Below are 25,650 nucleotides of genomic sequence, written 5' to 3' on the forward strand. Positions count from 1 at the left end.
TTGCGCCCACATGTAACTGTGCTGTTGTTTTTCCAGCGGGAAAGTGCTTTTTTGGCATGAGATTCCCGGTCTCCCTTGCCCTTGCCGCTTTCCCTGGCGCTCAGATTCCCTTCACAGGTGTGCTTCCATGTTCCGTCGGTACCGGGCTGCTGCGGTAGTCGCGCACCCAGTGCTCCAGTTGATCGGCCGACATCGGCCGCGAAAAATAATAGCCCTGCGCCACGTCGCATCCCTGGCTGACCAGCAGGCGGTACTGCTCGGCGTCTTCCACGCCTTCGGCCACCACGATGAGCTTGAGGCTTTCGCCGATGCGGATGACGGCATTGGTCAGGGCGCTGACCGCTTCGTCCTTGGCCATGTCGCGCACGAAGCTCTGGTCCAGCTTGAGTTCGCAGACCGGCAGCTTGCGCAGGTAGCCCAGGCTGGAATAGCCGGTGCCGAAGTCATCCATGGCCAGCGGAATACCCAGCGCATGCACGGCGGCGATGGTCTGGTTGGTGCTGGGGTTGGTATCCATGAGCACGGTTTCGGTGATTTCCAGGGTCAGGTCGGTAGGCGCCAGGCTGTAGCGGCGCAGCAGGCCGGTGAGAAATTGCGGCAGGTCGAGGTCGTGGAAATTGGTGGCCGAGAGGTTTACCGAGACCGACGGCACCTGGATGCCGCGCCGCCGCCAGTCGGAGAGCTGGAAGCAGGCTTCTTCGAGCGCCCACTTGCCCAGTTCGCCGATGAGCCCGCATTCCTCGGCAATCGGGATGAAACGCCCCGGGGAAATCTGCCCCAGTTGCGGATCGTGCCAGCGCGCCAGGGCTTCCACGCCATGCAGGCTCAGGTCGTGCAGCTTGATCTGGGGCTGGAAGTGCAGTTCGAAGCGGCCGCCGCGCAGGGCGTCCCGCAGTGCGCTTTCCAGGGCCAGGCGTTCCTGGGCGAGGCTGTTCATCTCCTCGCTGAAGAAACTGAAGCGCCCCCGGTTGACGGCCTTGGCCTGGTACATGGCGATGTCGGCGCGATGCAGCAGGGTCTCGATGTCGTGGCCGTTGTCGGGGTAGATCGCCACGCCGATGCTGGCCGAAGGATTCAAGGGGGTGCCGTTGATGTGGCAGGGCATGGCCAGGCGTTCCTGGATGCGCTTGACCACTTCGGTGAGGTGGTCGGTGTCGTATTGGGTCAGTACCACCACGAACTCGTCGCCCGAGAGCCGGCCCACGATGTCCGAGCGCCGTGCCTGCGACTGCAGGCGGGTCGCTACCGTGCGCAGCAGTTCGTCGCCGGCCTGGTGGCCCAGTGAATCATTGACCTGCTTGAAGCGGTCCAGATCGATGAACATCACCGCCACCGTGCTGCGGTTGCGTTCGGCTGCCGCAATTGCCTGGCCGGCCTGCACCAGCAGCAGACTGCGATTGGGCAGACTGGTCAGCGAATCGTAGAAAGCCAGTTGATGAATGCGCGCGCGCGAGGCTTCGCGCTCGATGGCCAGCGCGCACAGGTGCAGGCCGGCATCGACCAGCAGGTGATGGAAGGCCGTGGGCTGGCGTGGCTGACGATAGTAGAAGCCGAAGGTGCCGATGACCTTGCCATCGGCCGACTTGATCGGGGTCGACCAGCAGGCATGCAGGCCATGGCCCAGTGCCAGCTCCTTGTAGTCGGCCCAGTGCGCATCGGTGGCGATGTCTTCCGAGACCACGCTCTCACCGGTATAGGCGGCGCTGCCGCAGGACCCCACCAGCGGACCGATCTGGATGCCTTCGATGGCGCGTGTGTAGCCCTCCGGCAGGCTGGGGGCGGCCAGGGTGTGCAGGCGGCCCTGTTCGTCCACGCGCAGCACCGAGGCGATCACCTCGGGCGCGACCCGCTCCACTTCCTCGCACAGCAGGTTCATCTGCTCGGGCAAGGAGCAATCCCGCGCCATGGCGTTGAGCACCCGGTACTGCAGGACTTCGTGGACCTTGGTATTGGTGATGTCGGTCATCACGCAGACGGCATTGATGAGCTTGCCCTCTCCATCCAGGATGGGATTGACCACGGCCGAGATCCATACCGGCTGTTCGTGGAAATCGTGGATCAGTTCCTCGGTGTGGAAGCTGTGTCCCTGCAGCAGTTCGCCGTGACAGCGTTCTATCGACTTGACGAAGGTCGGATGGTCGGCAAACAGCTCGCGCGGCAGCTTGCCGATGGTCTGCTGGCTCTGGAAGCCCAGCATGCGGGTAAAGCCGGTGTTGTGGAAGACGATGCGGTTCTGCTCGTCGGTGATGAGCACCGCGTTGTCGGTCTCGTTGATGCCCAGCGAGAGCAGGTGCAGGTGTTCGCGGTCGCTCTTTTCGCGGGTGACGCGATAGGTCACGTCGTTGCCGATGCAGATCACCCGTTCGAGCTGCCCTTGCGGATCGAGCAGGGGCGAATAGGTGGCTTCCCACCAGATCGTGCGTCCGCTGCGGGTGCGGCGCGGGAAGCGGCCCGAGAAGAAGCGGCCGTTGCTGACATCGTGCCAGAAGGCGGTATATTGCTCGCCGGCGGCGTAATCGGACGGGCAGAGCAGGCTGTGCGGCTGGCCGATGAGATCCTCGGCCAGGTATTCCATGGTCTTGAGATAGTTGCGATTGGCCGCCAGGATCCTGCCTTCGGGGGAGAGCTCGATGACGCCCAGCGAGCGGTTCAGGGCGCTGAGGACGTTGTTGCTGTGGTGCGAGTCATCGATGTGGGAACTGATGTCGGAGGCCGCCGAGATCACCTTCAGCAACTGGCCGCTGCCGTCCAGGATGGGACTGCACAAGGCTTCCAGCCAGACCAGGGTCCCGTCGATGCGGCGGCGTTGCAGGGTGCCGGCAATCACTTCACCCTGGCGCAGGTGCTGCCAGAAATGCTGGTATCCGTCGCTGTCGGCATAGGCGGGATCGCACAGCATGCGGTGCGGCTGGCCGATGACTTCATGACGCTGGTAGCCCAGCATGGACAGGAAATTGTCGTTGGCATCCAGGATGGTGCCATCAGCCGCAAATTCGAGAATGGCCATGGAACGCCACAAGGCGCCCAGCAGCGCTTCGCGTTCATCCTCGCGCAGGCGCTGGTGGTCTCCCAGCGACTGCGACGGCTGCTCGAACTGGCCCACCAATGACCTCTGGCTCCCCATACAGCGCCCCCTCTGGCCGGTAATGACGCCTGGTGCGTCTTGCCTCATGCAGTGCGGAGTTGCATTGTCCCGGTTCCTCCGGCTTTTCGCCTGCCCCCGGCGGGCGCGATGGACCTCGTCCGTCAGCCCCGTCCTGTCTGCCGCGCAGCCGGGAGCCCCGGCTCCGGAACAGGCAAATTATGTCTCCTAGTGCATATAGTGCACACGAAATCTGAAGGAATCTGACTTGATCATATGCCAAATCCTTCCCCTTGTGCGTTCTCGTGCATCCACCGCAGGCGCAGTGCAACAGGCCTGCGATCTTGCGTGAGGATTGGTGCGGGAGAAGTTTCCTTCAAGGATTTTATCGACAGCGCGGCCAGCTTCTTGAGTCTGGCCGGGGCGAGTGCTGTATGATGCCTGCGCAGGCGTGGATGATCGCTTCGCCTGCGCGATAGAGCCCCGGCGGACACTGCTTGCGGGGTATATCCGGCCGCGTGGCGATGGGGAGTCCCGGCCTTGATGAATCACCAACGATTGGGCTTTATGGATTATCTGCAGTGGCTGGACGTGCTGTTGCACGTGGACAAATATCTGGGCGTCCTGATCGAGCAGTACGGCCCGCTCATTTATGCCGTGTTGTTCCTGATCGTGTTCTGTGAGACCGGTTTGGTGGTGCTGCCTTTCCTGCCGGGTGATTCGCTGCTGTTCATCGCCGGCACCTTCTGTGCTCTGGGGGCCATGGATATCTGGCTGCTCATGGGGCTGCTGGTGGCCGCGGCGGTGTCCGGCAATACGCTCAATTACTGGATCGGCGGCTGGGTTGGACAACGCGTCTATACCCATAACTACCGCTGGCTCAATCCCGACGCCCTGCGCAAGACCCACGCCTTCTACGAAAAGCACGGTGGCAAGACCATCGTGATCGCCCGGTTCACCCCCATCGTGCGTACTTTCGCGCCCTTCATCGCCGGCGTGTCGGCCATGCACTTTGGCCGCTTCCAGCTCTTCAACGTACTTGGCGCCTTCCTCTGGGTGGTCAGTCTGGTGGTGCTGGGCTACCTGTTCGGCAATATCCCGCTGGTACAGGAGAACCTCAATACGCTGGTCCTCATCGGCATGGTCGCTGCGATTTTCCCCATCGTGCTGGGGGCGTTGTGGCAGCTCTGGCGCAAGCTGCGCGGCAAGCGCAAGGTCAGCAACGCCTGATGTCCCGAGGGACTGTTACGCCAGTCCGCAGAGCCTGCGACACCCAAAGAAAAACCCGGCCTGCTGGCAGCGCCGGGTTTTTTCATGGCCTGCCGGCAAGGGCCAAGACTCAGGTCATCCGGTTCTTGGCCAGCGGCGGGTTCCTGGCGAAGTAGTTGCGGATACCGGTCAGGATGGCGTCGGCCATCTTGTCCTGGTAGTGCTCGTCGGTGAGCTTGGCTTCTTCTTCCGGATTGGAGATGAAGGCGGTCTCGATCAGGATGCTGGGGATGTCCGGTGCCTTGAGCACGGCAAAGCCGGCCTGTTCCACCATTCCCTTGTGCAGCTTGTTGATGCCGCCGATTTCCTTCAACACCGCATTGCCCACACGCAGGCTGTCGTTGATCTGGGCGGTGGTCGACAGGTCCAGCAGCACGCTGGCCAGCTGGCGGTCGTGGGTCTTGATGTTGACGCCGCCAATGAGGTCGGCGGAGTTTTCCTTGTTGGCCAGCCAGCGCGCCGCCGTGGAGCTGGCGCCCTTTTCCGACAGGGCGAACACCGAGGAGCCGCGCGCGGTCGGTTGCACGAAGGCATCCGCATGGATGGAGACGAACAGGTCAGCCTGTACCTTGCGGGCCTTGACCACGCGCTGACCCAGCGGCACGAAGAAGTCGGCGTCGCGGGTGAGCATGACGCGCATGTTGGGATATTGCTCGATCTTGCGCTTCAAGCGCTTGGCGATGGAGAGCACCACATCCTTCTCGCGGTTGCCGCGCGCACCGGTGGCGCCGGGGTCTTCGCCGCCGTGGCCGGGGTCCAGTGCGATGGTGATCATGCGGGTAAGCTGCATGCGCGGCTCGTCCTGCACCACCTTGGGGTTGCGCTCGTTCTTGTCTTCCGGCGGAGGCTTGAGCTCGGCCAGCGGGGCCGGATCGGGTTTGGCCGGCGTCGCCGGGCCTTGTGCCAGGGGCGCAGTGGCCGGGGTTTCCTTGTTCCAGTCGCCCTTCTGGATCAGGGCGGCAATCGGATCGGGCGGGTTGGCCGGATACAGGTCGATGACGAAACGATATTTGTACTCGCCCACCGGGGCCAGGGTGAAGACCTGCGGCTTGATCTCGTCCTTCAGGTCGAACACCAGCCGCACCACGCTGGGGCGGTTCTGGCCGACGCGTACCTGCCTGATGTAAGGATCGTTGGGCTGGATCTTGGCAACCAGGTCCTTCAGGGTGCTGTTCAAGTCGATGCCCTCGATGTCCACCACCAGGCGTTCCGGGTTCTTGACCACGAAGTGGGTGACCTTGAGATTGCTGTCGTTTTCCAGCGTGACCCGGGTGTAATCCTCGGACGGCCAGACGCGCACGGCCAGGATCTGCGAGGCCAGGGCGGGCAGGGGAGTGACGACGGAGACGAACAGGGCGCCGCCGGCTTTGATGATGGTGCGGCGGGTTTTGGACTTCACAGGTTGGGAGCGAATTTCAGTCGAGCGAGGCATTGATGACCCTTGTCGGACAACGCACGCAATTCTACATCACGACCGTCCCCTGCAAGCGACAGGTTGACGTGTATGTCCGGTGGCGGCAACACCGGATCGCCCTTTTCAGGCCATTCGACGATACAGACGGAGTTTTCGCTGAAATGTTCACGAAAACCGGCATCGAGAAATTCCTCCGGGCTGGCCATGCGGTACAGATCGAAGTGGATGACTGTTACCATGCGGCCTGCGAAGGAAACTTCATAGGGCTCCGCCAGCGTGTAGGTCGGGCTCTTGACGCGTCCCTGATAGCCCGCCGCATGCAGCAGGGCCCGCGTGAGCGCGGTCTTGCCCGCGCCCAGGTCGCCGTGCAGGTAGATGGCCAGGCCCGGCACCAGCACCTGCGCCAGGTCGGCGCCCAGTCGTGCGGTGGCGGTTTCGTCGGGCAGGTGGAGATGGAGTCGCTGCATCGTCATGCTGTTCTGGGTCATCCGGGATGGTTCGTTACAAGTTACAAGATACTGGTTTCAAGGTTCAATGCCGCATGTCGTCCGACTCTACACCCGTCGATCTTGCTGATCCCGCCTTCCTGGCGGCGCTGGCCGCGACCATCAAGCGCTGGGGCCGCGAGCTGGGGTTTGCCGACGTGCGCATTGCCGACGTCGATCTGTCACACCGCGAAGCGGGCTTCCAAGCCTGGCTGGACAAGGGGTATCACGGCGAGATGGATTATATGGCAAGCCACGGCATGAAACGCGCGCGGCCGGCCGAACTGGTGCCCGGTACGGTGCGCGTGGTCAGCGTGCGCATGCCCTATCTGCCGGCCGCCGTCGACCCCGCCCGGTCCGAACCGCCCGACTGGCGCGCCCGCGAAGAGGCGCGCAGTGCCGATCCTGCGGCGGCCCAGGTCTCGATCTATGCGCGCGGACGCGACTACCACAAGGTCCTGCGCGCGCGCCTGCAGCAGTTGGCGACCCGCATCGAGGGGCGCATCGGTGCCTTCGGGTATCGTGTCTTCACCGATTCGGCCCCGGTCATGGAAGTGGCCCTGGCCGAGAAGGCCGGGCTGGGCTGGCGCGGCAAGCACACGCTCTTGCTGCACCGGGAGGCCGGTTCGATGTTCTTCCTGGGCGAGATGCTGACCGACCTGCCGCTGCCGGTGGATGATCCGGTCACGTCGCATTGCGGCCAATGCAGCGCCTGCATCACGGCCTGTCCGACGGGCGCCATCGTCGCCCCTTACGAACTGGATGCGCGACGCTGCATTTCCTACCTCACCATCGAACTCAAGGGCAGCATCCCGGAAGCGCTGCGCCCGCTGATCGGCAATCGCATCTACGGCTGCGACGACTGCCAGCTCTACTGTCCCTGGAACAAGTTCGCCCAGCGCGCCAGTCTGCCAGACTTCGACCCGCGCCACGGACTCGATAGCGCCAGCCTGGTCGACCTGTTCGGCTGGAGCGAAGCAGAATTCCTGAAAAATACCGAAGGCAGCGCCATTCGCCGCATTGGTCACGAACGCTGGCTGCGCAACCTGGCCGTGGGCCTGGGCAATGCCGCCGCGGTCGCTTCGCATCGGGGGGATGCCGCCATCGTGGCGGCCTTGCGTGCCCGCCAGGGGCATCCCTCGGCGCTGGTGGCCGAGCATGTGGCCTGGGCGTTGGCACGCCACGGTATCACCTAGCGCGCGTCGGCCTATCAGTGCACCAGCGCCAGCCAGATCGGGATGGTCAGCGCCGAGAGCATGGTTCCGAGTGAAATGAGGAAGGCCGTGAAGGGACCGTTGCCGCCCATGCGCGCAGCCAGGATGTAGGCGCTGGAGGCGGTGGGCAGGCTGCAGAACAGCACCACGATGCGCCACTGCAACGGCGGCAGGTGCAACAGCATGCCGACCACATAGGCGGTCAACGGCACGGCGAAGAGCTTGATCACGATGAACCAGGCCACCACCGGTTTGCTCTCCTTCAATCCCGACAGGCGCAGCCCGGCTCCGACCATCAGCAGACCCAGGGCGATGGAGGCGGCACCCAGGCGCGAGAGCACCACGCTGGCCGCTTCCGGCAGATGCAGGCCCAGTGCAGAAAACGTCAGGCCGCCAGCGGTCGCCACCAGCAAGGGATTGCGGGCCAGCTCGCGCAGCAGGTTGCTGTTTTTCGCGGCCAGCGCATGCACTGCGGCGATATTGCAAAGGGGCACGCCAAAGCCCAGCAGGATGGCCATCAGGCCCGCACCTTCCTCGCCGGCCATGCGGGTGGCCAGTGCCAGGGCGATATAGGAGTTGAAGCGATAGGCGCACTGCATGCCCGACTCGTAGGTCATGGGCGTGGCACGCAACAGGGGTTTGCCCAGCCAGGTCAGCGCGATGCCCACCAGCAGCGAGCTCACGCCGGTCTGCACCATGCCGCCGGTGACCGAGAGGTCGACCTTCAGGCGCGCCGTGGAATAGAACAGCAGGGCAGGGAAGAGGATGAAGTAGACCAGCTTTTCCATGCCTGCCCAGAATTCGTCGCCCCAGTTGGAGAGACGATAGACCAGTACGCCCAGCACGATGAGGCTGAAGTCGGGCAGCAGGAGGTTGAGGATTTCCACAGCGCTTACTTCAGCAGCCGCGCCAGTTCGACGGCGGTCTTGACGTTCATCTTGTCGAAGATGTGGGCGCGATGGACTTCCACGGTACGCATGCTGATGCCCAGTTCATCGGCAATGACCTTGTTCATCTTGCCGGCCAGGATCAGGTCCAGCACTTCGCGTTCACGCGCCGAAAGCGCCGCCAGGCGGCTCTGCACGGCATCTTCGGCACCACCGGCGCGCGAGCTTTCCAGGGCTTCCAGCACGCGATCCATCAGCTGGTTGTCATTGAAGGGCTTCTCGAAGAAATCGAAGGCGCCGTTCTTGAGCATATCGACCGCCATGGGCACATCGCCATGACCGGTCAGGAAGATCACCGGGCGCCGGTGCAGCAGCCCCTTGGTCTTGAGTTCGTTGAACAGCGCCACGCCGCTGGTGCCGGGCATGCGCACGTCCAGCAGCAGGCATTCGCCCTCGGCATCGATCCCGGTGGCATGGGTCAGCGCGGCCAATACGGCAGTGCCGCTCTCGTAGCCGACGGCAGCGATGTTGCGCGAGCGCGCCAGCCAGGTCAGCGAATCGCGGATGATTTCTTCGTCGTCGACTATGTGCAGCATCGGTATGCGGGCGGGGATTCCAGAGTGGAGAAGGCGTCTCGTTATTGTGGCTGCGTGCGTTGGGCAGGCAGCGAAAACCGGAAGATTGTACCGCCTGCCGGGTTATCGGTGTAAGTGAGCGTGCCGCCGTGGAATTCGATGGTGGTGCGGCAGATGTTCAGACCCATGCCCATGCCCTCGGCCTTGGTCGAGAAGAAGGGCGAGAACAGGCGCGCCGCTACGTCCTCGGCAATCCCGTGCCCCTGGTCGATCACCGACACCGTGACCGATTCTGCACCATCGTCATTGCGGGTCAGCTCGGCGCTCACGCGCAGGATGCGGCGCGCCGACGGCACGGCGGCCATGGCCTGGATGCCGTTGCGGGTCAGGTTCAGGAGCACCTGTTCCAGCAGCACCTGGTCGCCCAGCACGGGCGGCAACGATTTGGGGACCTGCCACTGCAGCACCACGAAGAACTGTTGCGCCTGCAATTCGACCAGCGGCGCCACGTTCTCCACCAGTTGCCGGATCTGCAGTCGCTGGCGCGCCGGTTCGCGCTTCTTGACGAACTGGTGCACGCTGCGGATCACATGGCCGGCCCGCTGGGCCTGGGCATGGATCTTCTCCAGCGCAGGTTGCAGCGCCTTGGGATCGGCCTGGCCCTGCTGCATCATGTTCAGCGCCCCGGTGGTATAGCTGGAGATGGCCGCCAGCGGCTGGTTCAGCTCGTGGGCCAGGGTCGAGGCGATCTCGCCCATGCTGGCCAGGCGGGCGCTGGCCTGCAGCTTTTCTTCCTGGGTGCGGTTGAGGTCTTCGGCGCGCTTGCGTTCGGAGATGTCGAGGATGGAGCCCATCCAGCCGGTCTGCCGGCCATCCTGGTCCACCAGCGGCGACTCGAAGATCAGCACCGGAAAGCGCTCGCCATCGCGGCGCTGGAAGATGGTCTCGAACTGCGGCGTGGCGCGCCCGGCCAGCACGTTGGAGAAGCGCTCCTGGTATTCATCCATGGCCTCCGGAGCCCAATAGGGCATGGGCGGGATCTTGCCTACCAGCTCCTCGGGGGCGAAGCCGACCATCTTGCAGAAGGCCGGATTGACGTAGGTGATGCGGCCCTCCAGGTCGCGTGCGCGCATGCCGGTGACCAGTGAATTTTCCATCGCCGCGCGAAATACGGCTTCATTGAGCAGGGCCTTCTCGGCCTTGGTGCGCCGGTTGATGTCGCGCCACAAGGCCCACAGGCTCCACAGCAGGCCCAGCGAAAGCACCATCACCGAGCCCACCAGCAGATTGGGCAGGAGCTTGGGGGCGCTCTTGGTGCTGTTGGTATGCAGCACCAGGGTCAGGCCCGGCAGCTCCAGTTCGCGCCGGTGGGTATAGACGTTCAGGCCCGGTCCGCCCGAGGTGCGGCGGGCCACGACATTGTCGTCGGTATCGGTGAGCGAGATTTCATTGTCCTGCGCGAACCACCACGGCACCATCTCGTTGAGGATGCGCGCCACTGCGTAGCTGGCCACGAGGCTGCCGATGTAATGGTTGTCGCGAAACAGCGGCACGTGATAATCCATGAGCATCGGCTCGGCGATGCCGGGCGGCACGGCCGGCGGGCTGTAGAGCGGGCGGTGCATCTGCTGCGCGCGGTCGGACGTCATCAGCGAAGGGGGCGAGAGATCGTTGCGACCGATAGGGAAATCGTCGGTGGAGGCCACCGCTCGCCCCTCGGCATTGAACCAGGTGACGCGATAGAACTCGCGGTTGTTGCGCAGCAGGGCATTCAAGCGGCTGCGGAAATGATCCCGGTGCAGGCGGCCATTGATGATCTCGCGGCCGATGATGCGCATGCTCTCGTCATCGCGACTCAACTGGAAGCGGATCGCCTGTTCCACCCACAGCGAATCGGCGATCAACTGTTCCAGCCGTTCGCTGGCTTCCATCTGCTGGGCCTGGCGCGGCAGCCAGATCAGCGTGACCAGAAACAGGCACATCAGCAGGAAGGGGATCAGCCAGCGCATGGTCGTCTTGCGGCCTGAGGCCTGCAACTGCGAGGCGGCATCGGGCTGGTGAGCGATCGGCGGTGGCGGGACGGTTTTCATGACGCCGCCAGTGTAGCCGCCCCCCAGGCCCGGCGCCAGCCTCCTGCGCAGCGGGAAGGTCAGGCAGCGGGACATTGTGGTTTTCCACAGTTGCCCTGCTTTGGTGAGGCCGCGAAAATTCGCGGGCACAATCCGGTTCTCATCAAGACCGGCCATATCCGAGAAGAACGAACAATCATTCAAACCTCACTGGGGAGACAAGCATGAAACTGAAGTCCATCGTCTTTGCGCTGGCTGCGGCCACCGTCGTCAATGTCGGCCTGGCTGCCAGCGCCTTCGCGCAGCAGCCCATCATCATCAAGTTCAGCCACGTGGTGGCCAACGACACGCCCAAGGGCAAGGCTGCCGAGCGTTTCAAGGAACTGGCCGAGAAGGCCACCCATGGCCGCGTGAAGGTCGAGGTCTATCCCAACAGCACCCTGTACAAGGACAAGGAAGAACTGGAAGCCCTGCAACTGGGCGCGGTGCAGATGCTGGCGCCGTCGCTGGCCAAGTTCGGTCCGCTGGGCGTCAAGGAGTTCGAGGTCTTCGACCTGCCCTACATCTTCCCCAGCAAGGACGTGCTTTATCGCGTCACCGAAGGCCCCATCGGCAAGTCCCTCTTCAAGAAGCTGGAGCCCAAGGGCATCACCGGTCTGGCTTACTGGGACAATGGTTTCAAGGTGATGTCGGCCAACAAGCCGCTGCATCATCCGTCCGATTTCCGTGGCCTGAAGATGCGCATCCAGTCCTCCAAGGTACTTGATGCACAGATGCGTGCACTGGGCGCCAACCCGCAGGTGCTGGCCTTCTCCGAGGTCTACCAGGCCCTGCAGACCGGCGTGGTCGACGGTACCGAGAACCCGCCCTCGAACCTGTACACCCAGAAGATGCACGAAGTGCAAAAGGACGTCACCGTCTCCAACCACGGTTACCTGGGCTATGCGGTCATCGTCAACAAGAAGTTCTGGGACGGTCTGCCCTCCGACGTGCGCACCCAGCTCGAAGGCGCCATGAAGGATGCCACCAAGTACGCCAACGCCATCGCCCAGCAGGAAAATGATGCGGCCCTGGCCGCCGTCGAAAAGTCCGGCAAGACCACCGTCTATCGTCTCACCGACGCCGAGAAGGCTGAATGGCGCAAGGCCCTGCTGCCGGTACAGCAGCAGATGGCCGGTCGCATCGGCAAGGACCTGATCGACGCCGTCAACAAGGAAGCGGCAGCTCTGGGTCAGAAGTAAGCATCATCGGCTGCATTGGCCGCCCGCCTGCGTAGCCAGGCGGGCGCCTCCCTGTCAAGACCAATCCGAACAAGCAATGTCATGGGCTGATACCACTACGGTATCGGCCTGCTGGCGCAAGGAGACTTCAATGAAGTTACTCGACCATCTGGAAGAGTGGCTGATCGCGTTCCTCATGGCCGCGGCCACCTTCATCATTTTCGTGGCGGTGGTACACCGCTACGCCTCCGGCCTGGATATTCCCTGGCTGCAGGACCGGCTCATCCAGATCAACATGAGCTGGGCCCAGGAGCTGTGCATCTTCATGTTCGTGTGGATGGCCAAGTTCGGTGCCGCCTATGGCGTGCGCACCGGCATCCACGTCGGCGTCGACGTGCTGATCAACCGCATGAACACGCCGTGGCGCAACAAGTTCGTGCTCTTCGGCCTGTTTGCCGGCGCGCTCTTCACCGGTATCGTCGGCACCTTCGGCGCCGAATTCGTCTACGACATCGCCCAGCACGACAGCACCTCCGAAGTGATGGAGGTGCCGATGTGGATCGTCTATCTGGCCGTTCCGCTGGGTTCCTACCTGATGTGTTTCCGCTTCCTCCAGGTCGCGTGGAATTTCTACCGCACCGGCGACTTGCCCAAGCATGACCATGCCCACGTGGAAGGTCTGGACGAAGAAAGCAGCGGAGGTAAAGCATGAATGCACTGATCATTTTCGTCTTGCTGTTTGCCCTGATGCTGACCGGGATGCCCATCTCGATCTCGCTGGGCCTGACTGTCCTGACCTTCCTCTTCACGATGACCGACGTGCCTATCCAGTCGGTGGCTCTGAAGCTGTTTACCGGGATCGAGAAGTTCGAGATCATGGCGATTCCGTTCTTCATCCTGGCCGGCAACTTCCTCACCCATGGGGGGGTGGCGCGGCGCATGATCAACTTCGCCACGTCCATGGTCGGCCACTGGCATGGCGGCCTGGCCCTGGCCGGCGTGCTGGCCTGCGCGCTGTTCGCGGCGGTCTCGGGTTCCTCGCCGGCGACCGTGGTGGCCATCGGTTCCATCATCCTGCCGGCGATGGTCAATCAGGGCTTCCCCAAACGCTTCGGCGCGGGTGTCATCACCACCTCCGGCGCACTGGGCATCCTGATCCCACCTTCCATCGTGATGGTGATGTATTCGGTCTCCACCAATACCTCGGTGGGCAAGCTGTTCATGGCGGGCGTGGTGCCGGGTCTGCTGCTGGCCTTCCTGCTGGGGCTGACTACCTGGTTCCTGGCGCGCAAGAACAACTACCCGCGCCTGAAGAAGGCGACCTGGGCCGAGCGCGGCGCCGCCTTCCGCAAGAGTGGCTGGGGCCTGTTCCTGGTGGTCATCGTCATGGGCGGCATCTACAGCGGCGTATTCACGCCGACCGAAGCGGCGGCCATGGCGGCGGTGTACGCCTTCTTCATCGCCGTGTTCGTCTACAAGGACATGAGCCTCAAGCAGGTCCCCAAGGTGCTGCTGGATTCGGCCTCGATGTCGGCCATGCTGCTCTACATCATCACCAACGCGGTGCTGTTCTCCTTCCTGGTGACCAGCGAGAACATCCCGCAGACGATGGCTGCCTGGATCACCGATTCCGGCCTGGGACCGATCACCTTCCTGCTGGTGGTCAACGTGCTGCTGCTGCTGGCCGGTAACGTCATGGAGCCTTCGTCCATCGTGCTGATCCTGGCGCCGATCCTGTTCCCGGTGGCGATGAAGCTGGGTATCGACCCGGTGCACTTCGGCATCCTCATCGTGGTCAACATGGAAGTGGGCATGTGCCACCCGCCGGTGGGCCTGAACCTGTACGTGGCCTCGGGCATCACCAAGATGGGCATCACCGAACTGACCGTCGCGGTCATGCCGTGGCTGCTGACCATGCTCGGTTTCCTGGCGCTGGTGACGTACTGGCCGACCCTGTCGCTGTGGCTGCCCAACCTGATCTACAACTGATCGGCGATGCCGTCATGAGACGATGAAATCGGCACCGCGAGGGTGTGCACCAGGTCGGTGCCGATTTCGTCAGATGTCTGTCAAGTTGCTGAAAAGTATGTTGGTTTTGCCCTGAAAAAGTGCTTTGAAACGGCACGAAGTGCTGCTAAAGTGCGGGCTTTGCTGAATCGGCAGATGGTGTTTGCCGTCCCGGCAATCGAGTTTTTGCAAACAAGTTTTTCTAGTGAGTTGTTGATGTACTTGCCTCACCGGTGACCCCTCCGACACATCGGAACGGGCGCAGCGAGGCAGCACCGAATACAAAGCGGGTGGTGCATAACAAACGGTATCGATACCGGGAAACTGAGGAGACGTGCATTCGATTGAAACCGTTCAAACGGTCGGGAATGCATCAGGAGTATTTTGAAGGCGCATCCGCGGATGCGCCTTTTTTCTTGGTGTGGCGTGGTCGTGATGGGTCGTATAAATCGTTTATACGGTTTATATTTTTTGCATCGGGCGACGGCACATCAGTCCAATATGCGCGCTCCCTGTGGCGTGGACACCACAGCACGCAGGCTGGCGTGCTTTGCTTGCTTCAAGACGATACGTGCATCGGCCAGTCCGATGCTCTGCCAGGCCACCTGCAATTGCTGCGCGGCGGGATGTTCCAGGACCAGTTGCTGCAAGCGGCATCCGCACTCGGGCAGGGCGCTGGCCGGGTGCGCTGCGCTGAGCCACTGGATCAGGGAGGGCATCACGCCCGCACAGGCCGGGGCACCATCGGCAGCAATGGTGATGAGCCAGTCCAGTGTGCCCCGCTGCATGGGTTCGATGACACCGGGTGCGATGGGGCTGGCAGCTACCGCGGCGGCAATATCGCTGGTGCGCGCCACCCAGTGCGCCAGACGCGGTGCGGCATCGGCGGGCAAGTCATCCATGCCGAACCAGCGTGGGCGGTCCGGGGTTTGCGCTTGCGGATCGATGGCGATCACTTCCAGATAGAACCCTTCGCCCAGCGACAGCAGGGCATTGTGCGTACCCAGCCGCACATGCTGTCCGCCGATGCGCGGCGCCATGGAAACCCCCAGGCGCTGCTCCACCCAGGCCATGCCGGCCTCCAGCGTGGATGCGGTCACGACCAGGTGGTCGGGGGCGGTATGCAAGGGGGTAGCGGTCATGCGGTCTCCAGGAAGTTTTGCCCGATGGTATCAAGCCCGTGCCTGAATTGCTTACAATAGGCGCCCCAGGCCCTTGCCGCGATTGCCCGGTTTTCCGATGACCCCTGCCGACTCCCCGTTGACCGCTCTGTTCTCTGCCGTGGTGCACACGCCCTTCGGCGGCATGGGCATCCGCACCCGGGCGGGAGCACTGGTGGAGATGGTGTATCTGCCGCCGCACTACGCCGAGCAGGACGCCAGCGATGCCGTGGCCGCGCAGGCGGTGCAGCAGATCACGCATTATCTGGCCGATCCTGGCTATCGTTTCGCATTGCCGCTGCAGACCGTCGGCAGTGCGTTCCAGCAGCGTGTCTGGCAAGCCATTGCCGAGATCCCCTGCGGTCAGGTACTGACCTATGGGCAGCTTGCCAGGCGTATCCAGTCCGCACCGCGCGCGGTAGGGCAGGCCTGTGGCGCCAACTGGTATCCGCTGGTGATTCCCTGTCATCGCGTGACGGCCGCAGGTGGCCTGGGCGGTTTCTCGCATCATGACGACGAAGATGGCTTCCACCTGGAGGTCAAGCGCTGGCTGCTGCGCCACGAAGGCGTGACCGGATACTGACGCACGGGCATGGGACGCACCACACCAAAGATCGAAGCCCCGTCCGTGAGCCGCGAGGCCATCGACGAATTCTGCGACACCCTGTGGCTGGAAGATGGCCTGTCCAAGAACACGCTGGAAGCCTACCGCCGCGACATGACCCTGTACGCCCACTGGCTCTATCAGGAGCGTGCCAAGGCGCTCTACGACACGCAGGCCGAAGACCTCAACGCCTACTTCGCCGTGCGCCATGATGCCACCAAGCCCAGCTCGTCCAATCGCCGCCTCGCCGTCCTGAAGCGCTTTTTCCAGCTGGCCTTGCGGCAGCACCATGTGGCCGCCGATCCTTGCCTGAAGCTGCGCTCGGCACGCCAGCCGCAGCGCCTGCCCAAGACCATGTCCGAAGCTCAGGTGGAGGCGCTGCTGGCAGCGCCCGATGTCTCCACGCCGCTGGGTCTGCGCGATCGCGCCATGATCGAACTGATGTATGCCAGCGGTTTGCGGGTGTCGGAACTGGTGAGCTTGAAGAGCATCGAGGTCGGCATGAATGAGGGCGTCTTGCGCGTGACCGGCAAGGGCAGCAAGACGCGCCTGGTGCCGTTCGGTGAGGAAGCGGGAGCGTGGATGGCGCGTTATCTGGCCGAGGCGCGCAGCCAGATCCTGCAGGGGCAGATCGATGATGCGCTCTTCGTCACCGCCCGCGGCGGGCCGATGACGCGCCAGATGTTCTGGACGCTCATCAAGAAATACGCGCTCCAGGCCGGCATCACCGTCCGTCTGTCGCCGCACACCTTGCGCCATGCCTTTGCCACGCACCTGCTCAACCATGGCGCCGACCTGCGCGTGGTGCAGCTGCTGCTGGGCCATGCCGACATCTCGACCACCCAGATCTACACGCATGTAGCGCGCGAACGCTTGAAGCAACTGCATGCCGCACATCACCCCCGCGGCTGATCTTGCGGCATAATGTGCGCCCATGACGGCCCGACCGGCCTGTGCGCCGGTCAGCCTGCCGTCAGGAAGACACCGATGAGCGCCAAGAAAGAACACATCTCCGAAACCCCCGCCACGCAATTCCTGCGCAAGCAGGGCGTGGTCTTCACCGAGCATCCCTACGATTACGAGGAGCACGGCGGCACCTCGGTGTCTTCGCGCGAACTGGGCGTGGACGAGCATGCGGTCATCAAGACCCTGGTGATGCAGGACGAGGCCGCCAAGCCGCTGCTGGTGCTCATGCACGGCGACTGCAAGGTCTCCACCAAGAACCTGGCGCGCCAGATTGGCTGCAAGTCGGTCGAGCCGTGCAAGCCGGAAGTGGCCAACCGCCACTCGGGTTTCCTGATCGGCGGCACCTCGCCCTTCGGCACGCGCAAGACCATGCCGGTTTATGTGGAGTCGACCATCCTCGAACTCGACAGGATCTACATCAACGGCGGACGCCGGGGATTTCTGGTCGGCATCGATCCGGCCGTGATTCTGAAGGTGCTGCCGGCCAAGGCGGTGCAGTGTGCACTGGCCGACGCAGCCTGAGCCTGTGCGACCTGCCCGCCACCCCCGAATGACAGAGACAACAGAAAGCCCCTCCTCATGTACAACATCCTCTTTGCCCTCGCGGCCTACCTGATCGGTTCGCTGTCCTTTGCGGTGCTGGTCTCCAAGCTGTTTGGCCTGTCCGACCCGCGCACCTATGGTTCGAAGAATCCGGGCGCGACCAATGTTCTGCGCAGCGGCAACAAGAAGGCGGCTGCGCTGACCCTGCTGGGTGACGGTTTCAAGGGTTGGCTGGCAGTGTGGCTGGCACAGAAGTTCGGTCCGCAGTTTGGCGTGGACGATACCGGCATTGCGCTGGTGACTCTGGCCGTCTTCCTGGGCCATCTGTGGCCGGTGTTCTTCCGCTTTGTCGGCGGCAAGGGCGTGGCGACCGCACTGGGCATCCTGCTGGCGCTGGATCCGTGGCTGGGCCTGGCGACGCTGGCGACCTGGCTGGCGGTGGCCTTCGCCTTCCGCTATTCGTCGCTGGCGGCGCTGGTGGCAGCGCTGTTTGCGCCGTTCTACTACGGCCTGTTGTTCGGTACTACCGATGGCATTCTGCTGGCCGTGGTGGCCATGGCGGCCCTGCTGATCTATCGCCATCGCAAGAACATCGGCAACCTGCTGGCGGGCAAGGAAAGCCGCATTGGCGACAAGAAGAAGGCTGCCAAGTAAGGCCAGGCAAGGCCAGGCAAGCCTGCCGATTGGATTGGAAAGAAGGGCCGCAATTTGCATTGCGGCCCTTTTTGCTTATATCGTTTAAATAATTTACGTGATTCAGGCAGTAGTGGTGTCTTCCTGTCGCTGCGGCGGCCGCAACTCATCCAGCGGCCAGCGCGGGCGTACGCCAAAACCGTATTCCTTGCGCGCCGCACCCGGCTCCTCACGCAGGCGCATGGCACCGGCGAAGGCGATCATGGCACCGTTGTCGGTGCAGAATTGCAGTTCCGGGTAGAAGACTTCATAACGCCGCTTGGCCGCCGCCGCATCGAGGGCCGCGCGCAGCTGCGCATTGGCACCCACGCCGCCGGCGATGACCAGACGCTTCAGGTTGGTCTGTTTCAGGGCCGTCATGCACTTGGCCACCAGCACGTCCACGATGGCATCGACGAAACCGCGCGCGATGTTGGCCTTGTCCTGTTCGCAGATGTTTGCGCTGTGCTGCTTGACCACGGTGAGTACCGCCGTCTTCAAGCCCGAGAAACTGAAATCGAGATTCTTGGAGTGCAGCATCGGACGCGGCAATTGATAAGCATTCGGATCGCCGAACTCGGCCAGGCGCGAAATCGCCGGCCCGCCCGGATAGCCCAGTCCCAGCAGCTTGGCCGACTTGTCGAAGGCTTCGCCAGCCGCGTCATCCAGAGTTTCACCCAGAAGTTCATAACGCCCCACGCCATCCACGCGCATCAACTGCGTATGCCCGCCCGAGACCAGCAAGGCGATGAAGGGAAAGCGCGGCGGCTTGCTCGCCAGCAGGGGCGAGAGCAGATGACCCTCCAGGTGATGGATGCCCAGCACCGGCTTGTCCAGCGCCAGGCCCAGCGCGCAGGCCACCGACGCACCCACCAGCAGCGCCCCGGCCAGACCCGGCCCCTGGGTGTAGGCGATGGCATCGATGTCAGTGGCGGGCACTCCGGCATCGGCCAGAGTTTGCGTGAGCAGCGGAATGGCGCGGCGGATGTGGTCGCGCGAGGCCAGCTCGGGGACGACACCGCCGTATTCCTGGTGCATGGCAATCTGCGAATGCAGGGCATGCGCCAGCAGACCGCGCTCGGTGTCGTACAGAGCGAGGCCGGTTTCGTCACAGGAAGATTCGACGCCGAGAACTAACATGGGATGCACTCAATGAAGCCGCCGCACCAGCGCAGGAGCACCGTGCGGCAAAGGCGCTATTGTAAAGGAAAGCCGCCGCACGAGCGCTGCAGCTGGGGCATCCGGCGCTTTTGGTGTACCCTTCGCCCATGTCAAACGATGCCCACATTCCTGCTCCGGCTGCGGCCGTCGAGCCTGCCTCCGGCACTGCGCTGCCGTCAGCGCCCCCCTTCGCCGCCGCCCGTTTCATCAAGGAAATCGGACGCGGCAAGGACGGTGCCCGCAGTCTCTCGCGCGAGGATGCGCAATTGCTGTACGCCGCCATGCTCGAGGGGCGCGTTAGCGATCTCGAACTCGGTGGCATCCTCCTGTCCATGCGCATCAAGGGCGAGTCGGTCGACGAGATCGCCGGCTTCCTGGCCGCCGCCGAGGCTTCTTTCACACCCTTGCGTGCGCCCGCAGGGCCCTATGCACCGGTGGTGCTGCCCAGCTACAACGGCTCGCGCAAGATGGCCAACCTGACCCCGTTGCTGTGCCTGCTGCTGGTGCGTCGCGGCGTGCCGGTGCTCATGCACGGCGTCACGCAGGACCCGCAGCGCGTGACCAGCGCCGAGATCTTTACCGCCCTGGGCGTGCCTCATGCGGCGTCGGCGGCCGAGGCCGAAGCCCGCATGGCCGCCAGGCTGCCGGCCTTCATCCCGATCGCTGCCCTGGCGCCCGCGGTGGCCCGCCTGCTGGACCTGCGTCGCATCCTGGGGGTACGCAATTCCACCCACACACTGGTCAAGATCATGCAGCCGTTCGCGCAGCCCGCATTGCGTCTGACGTCGTACACCCATCCGGAATATCTGGAGATGCTGACCGACTACTTCAGTCATGCCGCCCCGCATGATCGCGGCGATGCCTTCCTGATGCGCGGTACCGAAGGCGAGACCGTGGCCAATGCGCGGCGGGCCCAGCGCATCGACTGGTTCAGTCGCGGCATGCGCACCGTGCTGGTGGAGAAACAGAGCGTGGCCGAGGAGCTGCCGGATCTGCCCGATGGACAGGACGCCGCTGCGACCGCAGCCTGGATCATGGAGGTGCTGGAAGACCGCCGTCCGGTCCCGCAGGCCATCGCCGAGCAGGTCGATCACTGTGTCGACGTGGCCGCGCGCGTGGGAGGCAACCTGCCTGCCGCGTGAACGATGTGCCACAGAGAATCCCGTGAGGCGGGAAGCTGACACGTTCACAGGATGCGCGCGCAAGCGCAGTGGCTTGGGACCGATCCTGCACAGGCCGGCGATAAGAAAACAACGCGAAGAAGCAGGATCCCAGGGGGGGCGGGATCGTGATTCGGAGAGGTGGGAAACTGGGAGAAAACGTCAGGAAATCATGCAGCCGACGCTACGCACGAGCGTGAAAGCGTGAGATCGTCTTCAGGTGCGTGATCGACGACGCGGGGTGGTCTTGGCGGCCGGAATGATCTTCTCGGCCGCCTGGATAGCAAGCTGGGAGAAGGCGAAGATCACTTCCTTGACGATCTTGCGCTGCGGCGCGGGCAGATTGATGAACGCCTCGAAGGCTTCGCGTTCGCGGTAGCCGATGGCTTCTTCCCAGCGGGCGCGACGCTTGTCGATGCGCTTGCTGAGTTCTTCGCCGAAGCGCAGATGCTGTGGCGTGACAATGAGCCACTCGGCCAGGGTTTCCAGCTTGTCCTGCTTGGGCATTGACTCCCCCAGCAGCCAGCGGCGTACCCCATGCAGGGTCATCGGCTTGCCCCAGTAACGCAGATTGAATTCCCTTTCCAGAACGGCGGGCTTGGGTTCGTATCCAGCTTTTTCCATCGCTGCGCGCAGGCGCTTGGCGAATTTTTGATTGGCGGTTTCCATGATTTCGAAGGTACTTTGAGGTAGCGCTTTCCGGGGTACGTTTGCTTCCGAGGTGAGTTACGCCGCAAACGTGATTTATACTCACTGCCTTGAACGCCTGCGCCATCGCTCCGGCAACGGGCCGCACGCCACCCCGCCGAAGCAGTTCCGGCAAGCATTTCCGGCCGATGGGAAAGCGTCCATGTGCAAGTCTCCACAGCGATCTTTGGTGCAGTGTGCAGCCGCATTTGGCACGGTGCGCCGTGCACAGATGTCAGGTCATCAGGCCACTGCAAGTACGTCGTGGAGAGTGCGTTGCAGGGTCGGCCGGGTGCATCGCATGCTTGACGCAGGAGGGACGATGCCGGTCTTGTGATGTCTGCATTGTCGGTCCAGATGTCTTGCGTGTGCATCGGGTGGGCGCAAATTTTTAAGGTTTGTGTCCGCCGCGAGACACGCGCCGTGGTACGCGATGCGGGCTTTACGATCTGGCGCGGCGCGGCATTTCGCGCCCGAAGCGCGCTAGAATAGCGGGACAGAGAAAAGGGGAACCGGGCATCCGGTGAATGAATAGCCGATATCTTTCCCATTCCACGGGGATGGAATTTTGTTAGATAATTCGGCCCATCCTTTTGGGGGGCAGCAAGGTCCGAAAACTTTCCGGACAGTCACACGAGCAGCAAGCTGGTTGCAACTAATCGAACAAATCAAAGAAGTCAGCAGCATCCTTGTGGTACGTTTTTGTTACGTAACTTTTTGATGTTCCCGCAATGACGCCTGTGGCGTCGCGTCAGTGGCATGGTTTCCTGCCGCACGCGATGCGGCCAGCTCCATTGCGGGATGGAACGCGGCGACCCGTGGAGATGCCACGGCGATCGACTGACGTCCTGCAGCCCGCTACGCCATGTCGGCAGCGTGGGTGCGCCGGGACGGAACGGCCGCGATACCGAGCAGGCGTGCTGTCCTGCGGGCTCCCAGCGATCGCCCGCGTGGAAGGTGCGCACCCGAGCCAGGTCCGACGATGTCAGCTTCCTTTCATTTCCTGCTGTTGGCCTTCGCCTTGCTGGTCGCCAGCCTGTCGTCCTATGCGGCCTTGGAGGTCTCCGAGCGCATCGTGCTGCAGGAAGCCCAGCGCCGCCGGCTATGGCTCTCGGTAGGGGCGGTCGTGTTCGGCATGGGCGTGTGGGGCGCCATGCTGCTGACCGTGGCCTCGCTGGACACCCCCGTGCGCATTGGTTTCGATGCGCGCATGGTGGTGCTGGCCCTGTTGCTGTGCCTGGCCAGCGCCTTTTACCTGATGCACCTGACGGGCATGCGGCGCCCCCATTCCACCCGGCTGGTGATCGGCGGGCTGGCCATCGGCGCAGCCTTCAATGCCGCCTTCCACATTGCGCTGCGTTCCATGACGCTGGTGCCGCCCGTGCTGTACGACACGCACCTGCTGATCCTGGCGCTGGTGGTATCGGAGGTGCTGGCGGTGTTCATCGTCACGCTCTTTTCGGCCAGCAACGGACGCAAGCCCATGACCGGTTCGCTCAACTCGCAGCAGGCTCGTCGCGTGCTGGCCGCCCTGCTGGTGGGTGCCGGAGTGGTGTCGGCGGCGGTGGCCGGGCTGCGTGCACTGCGCATCGACCCGCAGACGCAGAGCCTGGCCGGAGAAGGCATCACGCGTGAGCATCTGGTCAATGGCCTGGTGTTCCTGGCCTTCCTGGCCATGGCGCTGGCGCTGGTGGTCAGCGGCGTGCAGCGCAACCAGGTCTTGAAGAAGATCGTCGGTCGCACCAATGACAAGCTGCTGCACTTTGCCACCCATGATGTACTCACCGGCCTGCCCAACCGGGCTTTGCTGGCGGACCGCATCCAGCATGCGGTAGAGGTGGCGCGCCGCAATGGCAGGCCGTTCGCGGTGCTGTTCATGGATCTCGATGGCTTCAAGGCCATCAACGATTCGCTCGGCCATGCCGTCGGGGATGGCCTGCTGGTGGCCGTGGCGCAACGTATCCGCGCCTGCATCCGGGGCGAGGACATGGTGGCGCGCATTGGTGGCGACGAGTTCGTGGTGGTGATGAGCAATCTCTCCACGCCCGAGGTGGTGGAGCAATTGTCGGAAAACATCCTGGCCGTATTGCGCCAGGATTTCCAGATCGAGGACGCGACCCTGCGCGTGACCTCCAGCATCGGCATTGCCGTCTATCCCAACAGTGGGGAGTCGGTCGATACCCTGATGAAGAACGCTGACGCCGCCATGTACGAGGCCAAGCAGAGCGGTCGCAATACCTATCGCTTCTTCGAACCAGCCATGCACGCCAGTGCCATGCGCCATCTGCAGGTGCGGCAGGCACTGCAGCAGGCCATCGACGGCCAGCAGTTCCGCCTGCATTTCCAGCCCAAATATCGTGGCGCCGGCAAGGAACTGACCGGGCTGGAAGCCCTGCTGCGCTGGCATCATCCTGAACTGGGCGAGATGGCGCCGTCCGAATTCATTCCCATCGCCGAGCGTTCGGGCCAGATCCTCAGCATCGGCGACTGGGTGCTGCAGGCGGTGTGCACGCAGATCGCCTGCTGGGATGCGGCCGGGATGAAGCCGGTCAAGGTGGCCATGAACCTGTCGCCGCTGCAGATGCGCAGCGATCTGGTGGACAGCATCGTCGAGGTGGTCAGCGCAGCCGGCATCGCGCCGCAGCGGCTCATGTTCGAGATCACGGAAACGGCCGCCATGAAGGATGTGGAGCGCACCACGCGGGTGGTGCGCGAGCTGCAGTCACTGGGCTTCGACATTGCCATCGATGACTTCGGCACCGGCTATTCCAGCCTGGCCTATCTGGCGCAGTTCCACTGCCGGCAGGTCAAGATCGACCGTTTCTTTACCTCGCGCCTGGACCTGGAGGACCACTCCGGACGCGCCATCGTGGCCGCCATCATCGCGCTGGCACATGCCCTGCAGATGGAGGTGGTGGCCGAAGGGGTGGAGACCGAAGGGCAGTTGCGCGAACTGCAGCTGCTGCATTGTGATCAGGTGCAGGGCTTCCTGCTGGGGCGACCGGATGAGCCCTTGAGCGTGCCCGGGCTGGTCAATGCCAGCAATGACGATCTGTTTGCGGCCGGCAGCGTGATCAAACGCTGAGTTCGCCGCGTTGCGCGCGGCGCTGTATGACCCGCAGATAGGCCAGCAGTCCTGCACCCACCAGGCCGAGACTGACACTGTTGGCCAGCCAGAATCCGGCCGGACCGCGCAGGGCCGACGGTGTCACGCCCAGCGGATCGAGTCCCAGCAGATAACCGCCGCCCAGACCCACCCCCCACAGCGTGACCGCGTAGATGACGGTGGGCACCACCGCCACCTTGTAGGCACGCAGCACGAAGGCCGTGGTCACCTGCATGGAGTCGAACAGCTGGTAGAAGGCGATGTAGAGGAACAGCGGCAGTGCTGCACTGACGATGACCGGGTCCGGCGTATAGGCGCGAATGATATGCCCCCGCAGGAACCAGACGATCACGCCGATGACCACCGACAGCGACACCGCCAGGCGTATGCCGGCACGGCCGATCTTTCTGGCCTCAGGCATGTTGCCGCCGCCGATGGCTTGCGCCACCAGCGTGCCGGTGGCGCTGGCAATGGACAGCGGCAGCATGTAGAGCACCGTGCCGACATTGGCCGTGATCTGATGTCCGGCCACCGGTACTGCACCGAGGCGCGCGATGAACACCGCCATCAAGGTGAAGGCGGTGACCTCGATGAAATAGGACATGCCGATCGGAATGCCCAGTCGCAGCAGGGTGCGCTGGCTTTTCCAGGAGGGCGCGACGAAACCGCTGCCAAACAGCTTGAGCGGACGATACAGGGGCAGGCGGGCGACCAGCATCCAGGCCGCAATCATCATCAGCCAGGCGATGAGGGTGGTGGCGATGGCGCAGCCTGGGCCGCCGAAGGCCGGCAGTCCCAGGCCGCCGAAGATGAGCAGGGCATTGAGCGGGAGCTTCAGCAGCAGTCCGCCCAGTTGCAGGGCCATCACCATCTTGGGCCGGGCCAGTGCCGTATTGAGCGAGGAATAGACGCGGAAGAACAGCGTGGCCGGCAGCGCCAGCGCTTCGATGCGCAGGTACAGCGTGGCCTTTTCCACCAGTTCCGGCGAAGCCTTGGCCAGCGCCAGGAAGAGCGGCGAGAACATCAGGATCAGGGAGCCCACGATGGACAGCAGTACGGCCAGCCACAGGCCCTGCTTGACCTCGTGGCCGATCTCGCCCGTGCGACCGGCGCCGAAGAGCTGGCCGATGGTGGGCTGCAGCGCCTGCAATACGCCCGACAGGCCGACGAAGACGCTCACGTAGATCGACACGCCCAGTGCCAGCGCGCCCAGGTCCAGGGCCGAAAAGCGCGAGACCATGGCGGTATCGATGACGCCATTGGCGATGATGGCCAACTGCCCGATCAGCAGTGGCCAGGCCAGCCGCGCGATGCGGCCGACGTGATGGCGGGAGGAGAGGGCGGGCAGTTCAGTGGTCACGCGGCGATG

At 63.5% G+C, this 25,650-nt stretch carries 21 protein-coding genes; 11 read left to right on the forward strand and 10 right to left on the reverse strand.

Annotated features, from left to right (window positions below):
• Positions 1 to 100: 100 nt before the first annotated feature.
• A complete protein-coding gene (locus tag GWL_RS01165) occupies positions 101 to 3,124 on the reverse strand; it encodes an EAL domain-containing protein (RefSeq protein WP_034349686.1) in 3,024 nt (1,007 codons plus the stop codon).
• 525 nt (positions 3,125 to 3,649) lie between these two features.
• Here GWL_RS01165 and GWL_RS01170 point away from each other — a divergent pair.
• Complete coding sequence (locus GWL_RS01170) at positions 3,650 to 4,312, forward strand: VTT domain-containing protein (protein WP_008325737.1); 663 nt, start codon at positions 3,650 to 3,652, stop codon at positions 4,310 to 4,312.
• A 109-nt stretch (positions 4,313 to 4,421) separates the two neighbouring features.
• Here GWL_RS01170 and GWL_RS01175 read toward each other — a convergent pair whose 3' ends face one another.
• Together GWL_RS01175 and tsaE are read right to left on the reverse strand one after the other, a co-directional pair.
• The gene (locus GWL_RS01175; RefSeq protein WP_034349690.1) at positions 4,422 to 5,783 is read right to left on the reverse strand and encodes an N-acetylmuramoyl-L-alanine amidase; all 1,362 of its coding nucleotides are present in this window, start codon (positions 5,781 to 5,783) and stop codon (positions 4,422 to 4,424) included.
• A complete protein-coding gene (tsaE, locus tag GWL_RS01180) occupies positions 5,747 to 6,232 on the reverse strand; it encodes a tRNA (adenosine(37)-N6)-threonylcarbamoyltransferase complex ATPase subunit type 1 TsaE (protein ID WP_034349755.1) in 486 nt (161 codons plus the stop codon). The genes GWL_RS01175 and tsaE overlap by 37 nt, the downstream gene beginning before the upstream one ends.
• Positions 6,233 to 6,306: 74 nt before the next feature.
• Between tsaE and queG the strand changes: the two genes are divergently transcribed.
• Positions 6,307 to 7,446, forward strand: coding sequence for a tRNA epoxyqueuosine(34) reductase QueG (gene queG / locus GWL_RS01185; protein WP_008325745.1), 1,140 nt, complete (start codon positions 6,307 to 6,309; stop codon positions 7,444 to 7,446).
• A gap of 14 nt (positions 7,447 to 7,460) precedes the next feature.
• On the opposite strand, the gene GWL_RS01190 is transcribed toward queG, so the two are convergent.
• Genes GWL_RS01190 through GWL_RS01200 form a run of 3 tightly spaced genes read right to left on the reverse strand, consistent with a single transcriptional unit; the run spans position 7,461 to position 11,016 of the window.
• Positions 7,461 to 8,351 carry an AEC family transporter gene (locus GWL_RS01190; RefSeq protein ID WP_008325746.1) on the reverse strand — a complete coding sequence of 297 codons (891 nt, stop codon included), beginning with the start codon at positions 8,349 to 8,351 and terminating at the stop codon, positions 7,461 to 7,463.
• 5 nt (positions 8,352 to 8,356) lie between these two features.
• A complete protein-coding gene (locus tag GWL_RS01195; protein WP_008325747.1) occupies positions 8,357 to 8,947 on the reverse strand; it encodes a response regulator transcription factor in 591 nt (196 codons plus the stop codon).
• 41 nt (positions 8,948 to 8,988) lie between these two features.
• On the reverse strand, positions 8,989 to 11,016 hold the full coding sequence (locus GWL_RS01200) for a nitrogen regulation protein NR(II) (protein WP_034349758.1): 2,028 nt from the start codon (positions 11,014 to 11,016) through the stop codon (positions 8,989 to 8,991).
• Positions 11,017 to 11,219: 203 nt separating this feature from the next.
• Between GWL_RS01200 and GWL_RS01205 the strand changes: the two genes are divergently transcribed.
• The 3 genes from GWL_RS01205 (at position 11,220) to GWL_RS01215 (ending at position 14,204) form a co-directional block, all read left to right on the forward strand.
• Complete coding sequence (locus tag GWL_RS01205) at positions 11,220 to 12,236, forward strand: TRAP transporter substrate-binding protein (RefSeq protein WP_008325752.1); 1,017 nt, start codon at positions 11,220 to 11,222, stop codon at positions 12,234 to 12,236.
• A gap of 130 nt (positions 12,237 to 12,366) precedes the next feature.
• Complete coding sequence (locus GWL_RS01210; protein WP_008325756.1) at positions 12,367 to 12,927, forward strand: TRAP transporter small permease; 561 nt, start codon at positions 12,367 to 12,369, stop codon at positions 12,925 to 12,927.
• Positions 12,924 to 14,204 carry a TRAP transporter large permease gene (locus tag GWL_RS01215; RefSeq protein ID WP_008325761.1) on the forward strand — a complete coding sequence of 427 codons (1,281 nt, stop codon included), beginning with the start codon at positions 12,924 to 12,926 and terminating at the stop codon, positions 14,202 to 14,204. The genes GWL_RS01210 and GWL_RS01215 overlap by 4 nt, the downstream gene beginning before the upstream one ends.
• Before the next feature lie 509 nt (positions 14,205 to 14,713).
• Here the strand turns inward: GWL_RS01215 and GWL_RS01220 are convergent.
• Positions 14,714 to 15,364, reverse strand: a complete 651-nt coding sequence (locus tag GWL_RS01220; RefSeq protein WP_008325764.1) for a VOC family protein — start codon at positions 15,362 to 15,364, stop codon at positions 14,714 to 14,716.
• Between the two features lie 97 nt (positions 15,365 to 15,461).
• On the opposite strand from GWL_RS01220, the gene GWL_RS01225 reads away from it, so the two are divergent.
• The 4 genes from GWL_RS01225 to plsY all read left to right on the forward strand — a co-directional run bounded on the left by GWL_RS01225 (position 15,462) and on the right by plsY (position 18,149).
• A complete protein-coding gene (locus GWL_RS01225) occupies positions 15,462 to 15,965 on the forward strand; it encodes a methylated-DNA--[protein]-cysteine S-methyltransferase (RefSeq protein ID WP_034349693.1) in 504 nt (167 codons plus the stop codon).
• 9 nt (positions 15,966 to 15,974) lie between these two features.
• Positions 15,975 to 16,898, forward strand: a complete 924-nt coding sequence (gene xerD, locus GWL_RS01230; protein WP_008325767.1) for a site-specific tyrosine recombinase XerD — start codon at positions 15,975 to 15,977, stop codon at positions 16,896 to 16,898.
• Positions 16,899 to 16,973: 75 nt separating this feature from the next.
• Positions 16,974 to 17,474 carry an aminoacyl-tRNA deacylase gene (locus GWL_RS01235; RefSeq protein WP_008325769.1) on the forward strand — a complete coding sequence of 167 codons (501 nt, stop codon included), beginning with the start codon at positions 16,974 to 16,976 and terminating at the stop codon, positions 17,472 to 17,474.
• Between the two features lie 57 nt (positions 17,475 to 17,531).
• Positions 17,532 to 18,149, forward strand: coding sequence for a glycerol-3-phosphate 1-O-acyltransferase PlsY (plsY, locus tag GWL_RS01240; RefSeq protein ID WP_008325770.1), 618 nt, complete (start codon positions 17,532 to 17,534; stop codon positions 18,147 to 18,149).
• Between the two features lie 102 nt (positions 18,150 to 18,251).
• On the opposite strand, the gene tsaD is transcribed toward plsY, so the two are convergent.
• Positions 18,252 to 19,307, reverse strand: a complete 1,056-nt coding sequence (gene tsaD / locus GWL_RS01245; protein WP_008325771.1) for a tRNA (adenosine(37)-N6)-threonylcarbamoyltransferase complex transferase subunit TsaD — start codon at positions 19,305 to 19,307, stop codon at positions 18,252 to 18,254.
• 128 nt (positions 19,308 to 19,435) lie between these two features.
• Here tsaD and ybiB point away from each other — a divergent pair, with 128 nt between their 5' ends.
• Positions 19,436 to 20,470 (forward strand): DNA-binding protein YbiB, encoded by a 1,035-nt coding sequence (gene ybiB, locus GWL_RS01250; protein ID WP_008325772.1) that lies wholly within the window; start codon positions 19,436 to 19,438, stop codon positions 20,468 to 20,470.
• A 234-nt stretch (positions 20,471 to 20,704) separates the two neighbouring features.
• Here the strand turns inward: ybiB and GWL_RS01255 are convergent, their stop codons facing one another.
• Positions 20,705 to 21,157, reverse strand: a complete 453-nt coding sequence (locus GWL_RS01255) for a hypothetical protein (protein ID WP_008325773.1) — start codon at positions 21,155 to 21,157, stop codon at positions 20,705 to 20,707.
• A 1,000-nt stretch (positions 21,158 to 22,157) separates the two neighbouring features.
• Between GWL_RS01255 and GWL_RS01260 the strand changes: the two genes are divergently transcribed.
• Complete coding sequence (locus tag GWL_RS01260; protein WP_008325775.1) at positions 22,158 to 24,260, forward strand: bifunctional diguanylate cyclase/phosphodiesterase; 2,103 nt, start codon at positions 22,158 to 22,160, stop codon at positions 24,258 to 24,260.
• Here GWL_RS01260 and GWL_RS01265 read toward each other — a convergent pair.
• Positions 24,250 to 25,641 carry an MATE family efflux transporter gene (locus GWL_RS01265; protein WP_008325776.1) on the reverse strand — a complete coding sequence of 464 codons (1,392 nt, stop codon included), beginning with the start codon at positions 25,639 to 25,641 and terminating at the stop codon, positions 24,250 to 24,252. The genes GWL_RS01260 and GWL_RS01265 overlap by 11 nt on opposite strands.
• Positions 25,642 to 25,650 lie beyond the last annotated feature (9 nt).

Origin of the sequence: Herbaspirillum sp. GW103, from assembly GCF_000261365.1 — a bacterium.
Classification (GTDB): domain Bacteria; phylum Pseudomonadota; class Gammaproteobacteria; order Burkholderiales; family Burkholderiaceae_D; genus Herbaspirillum.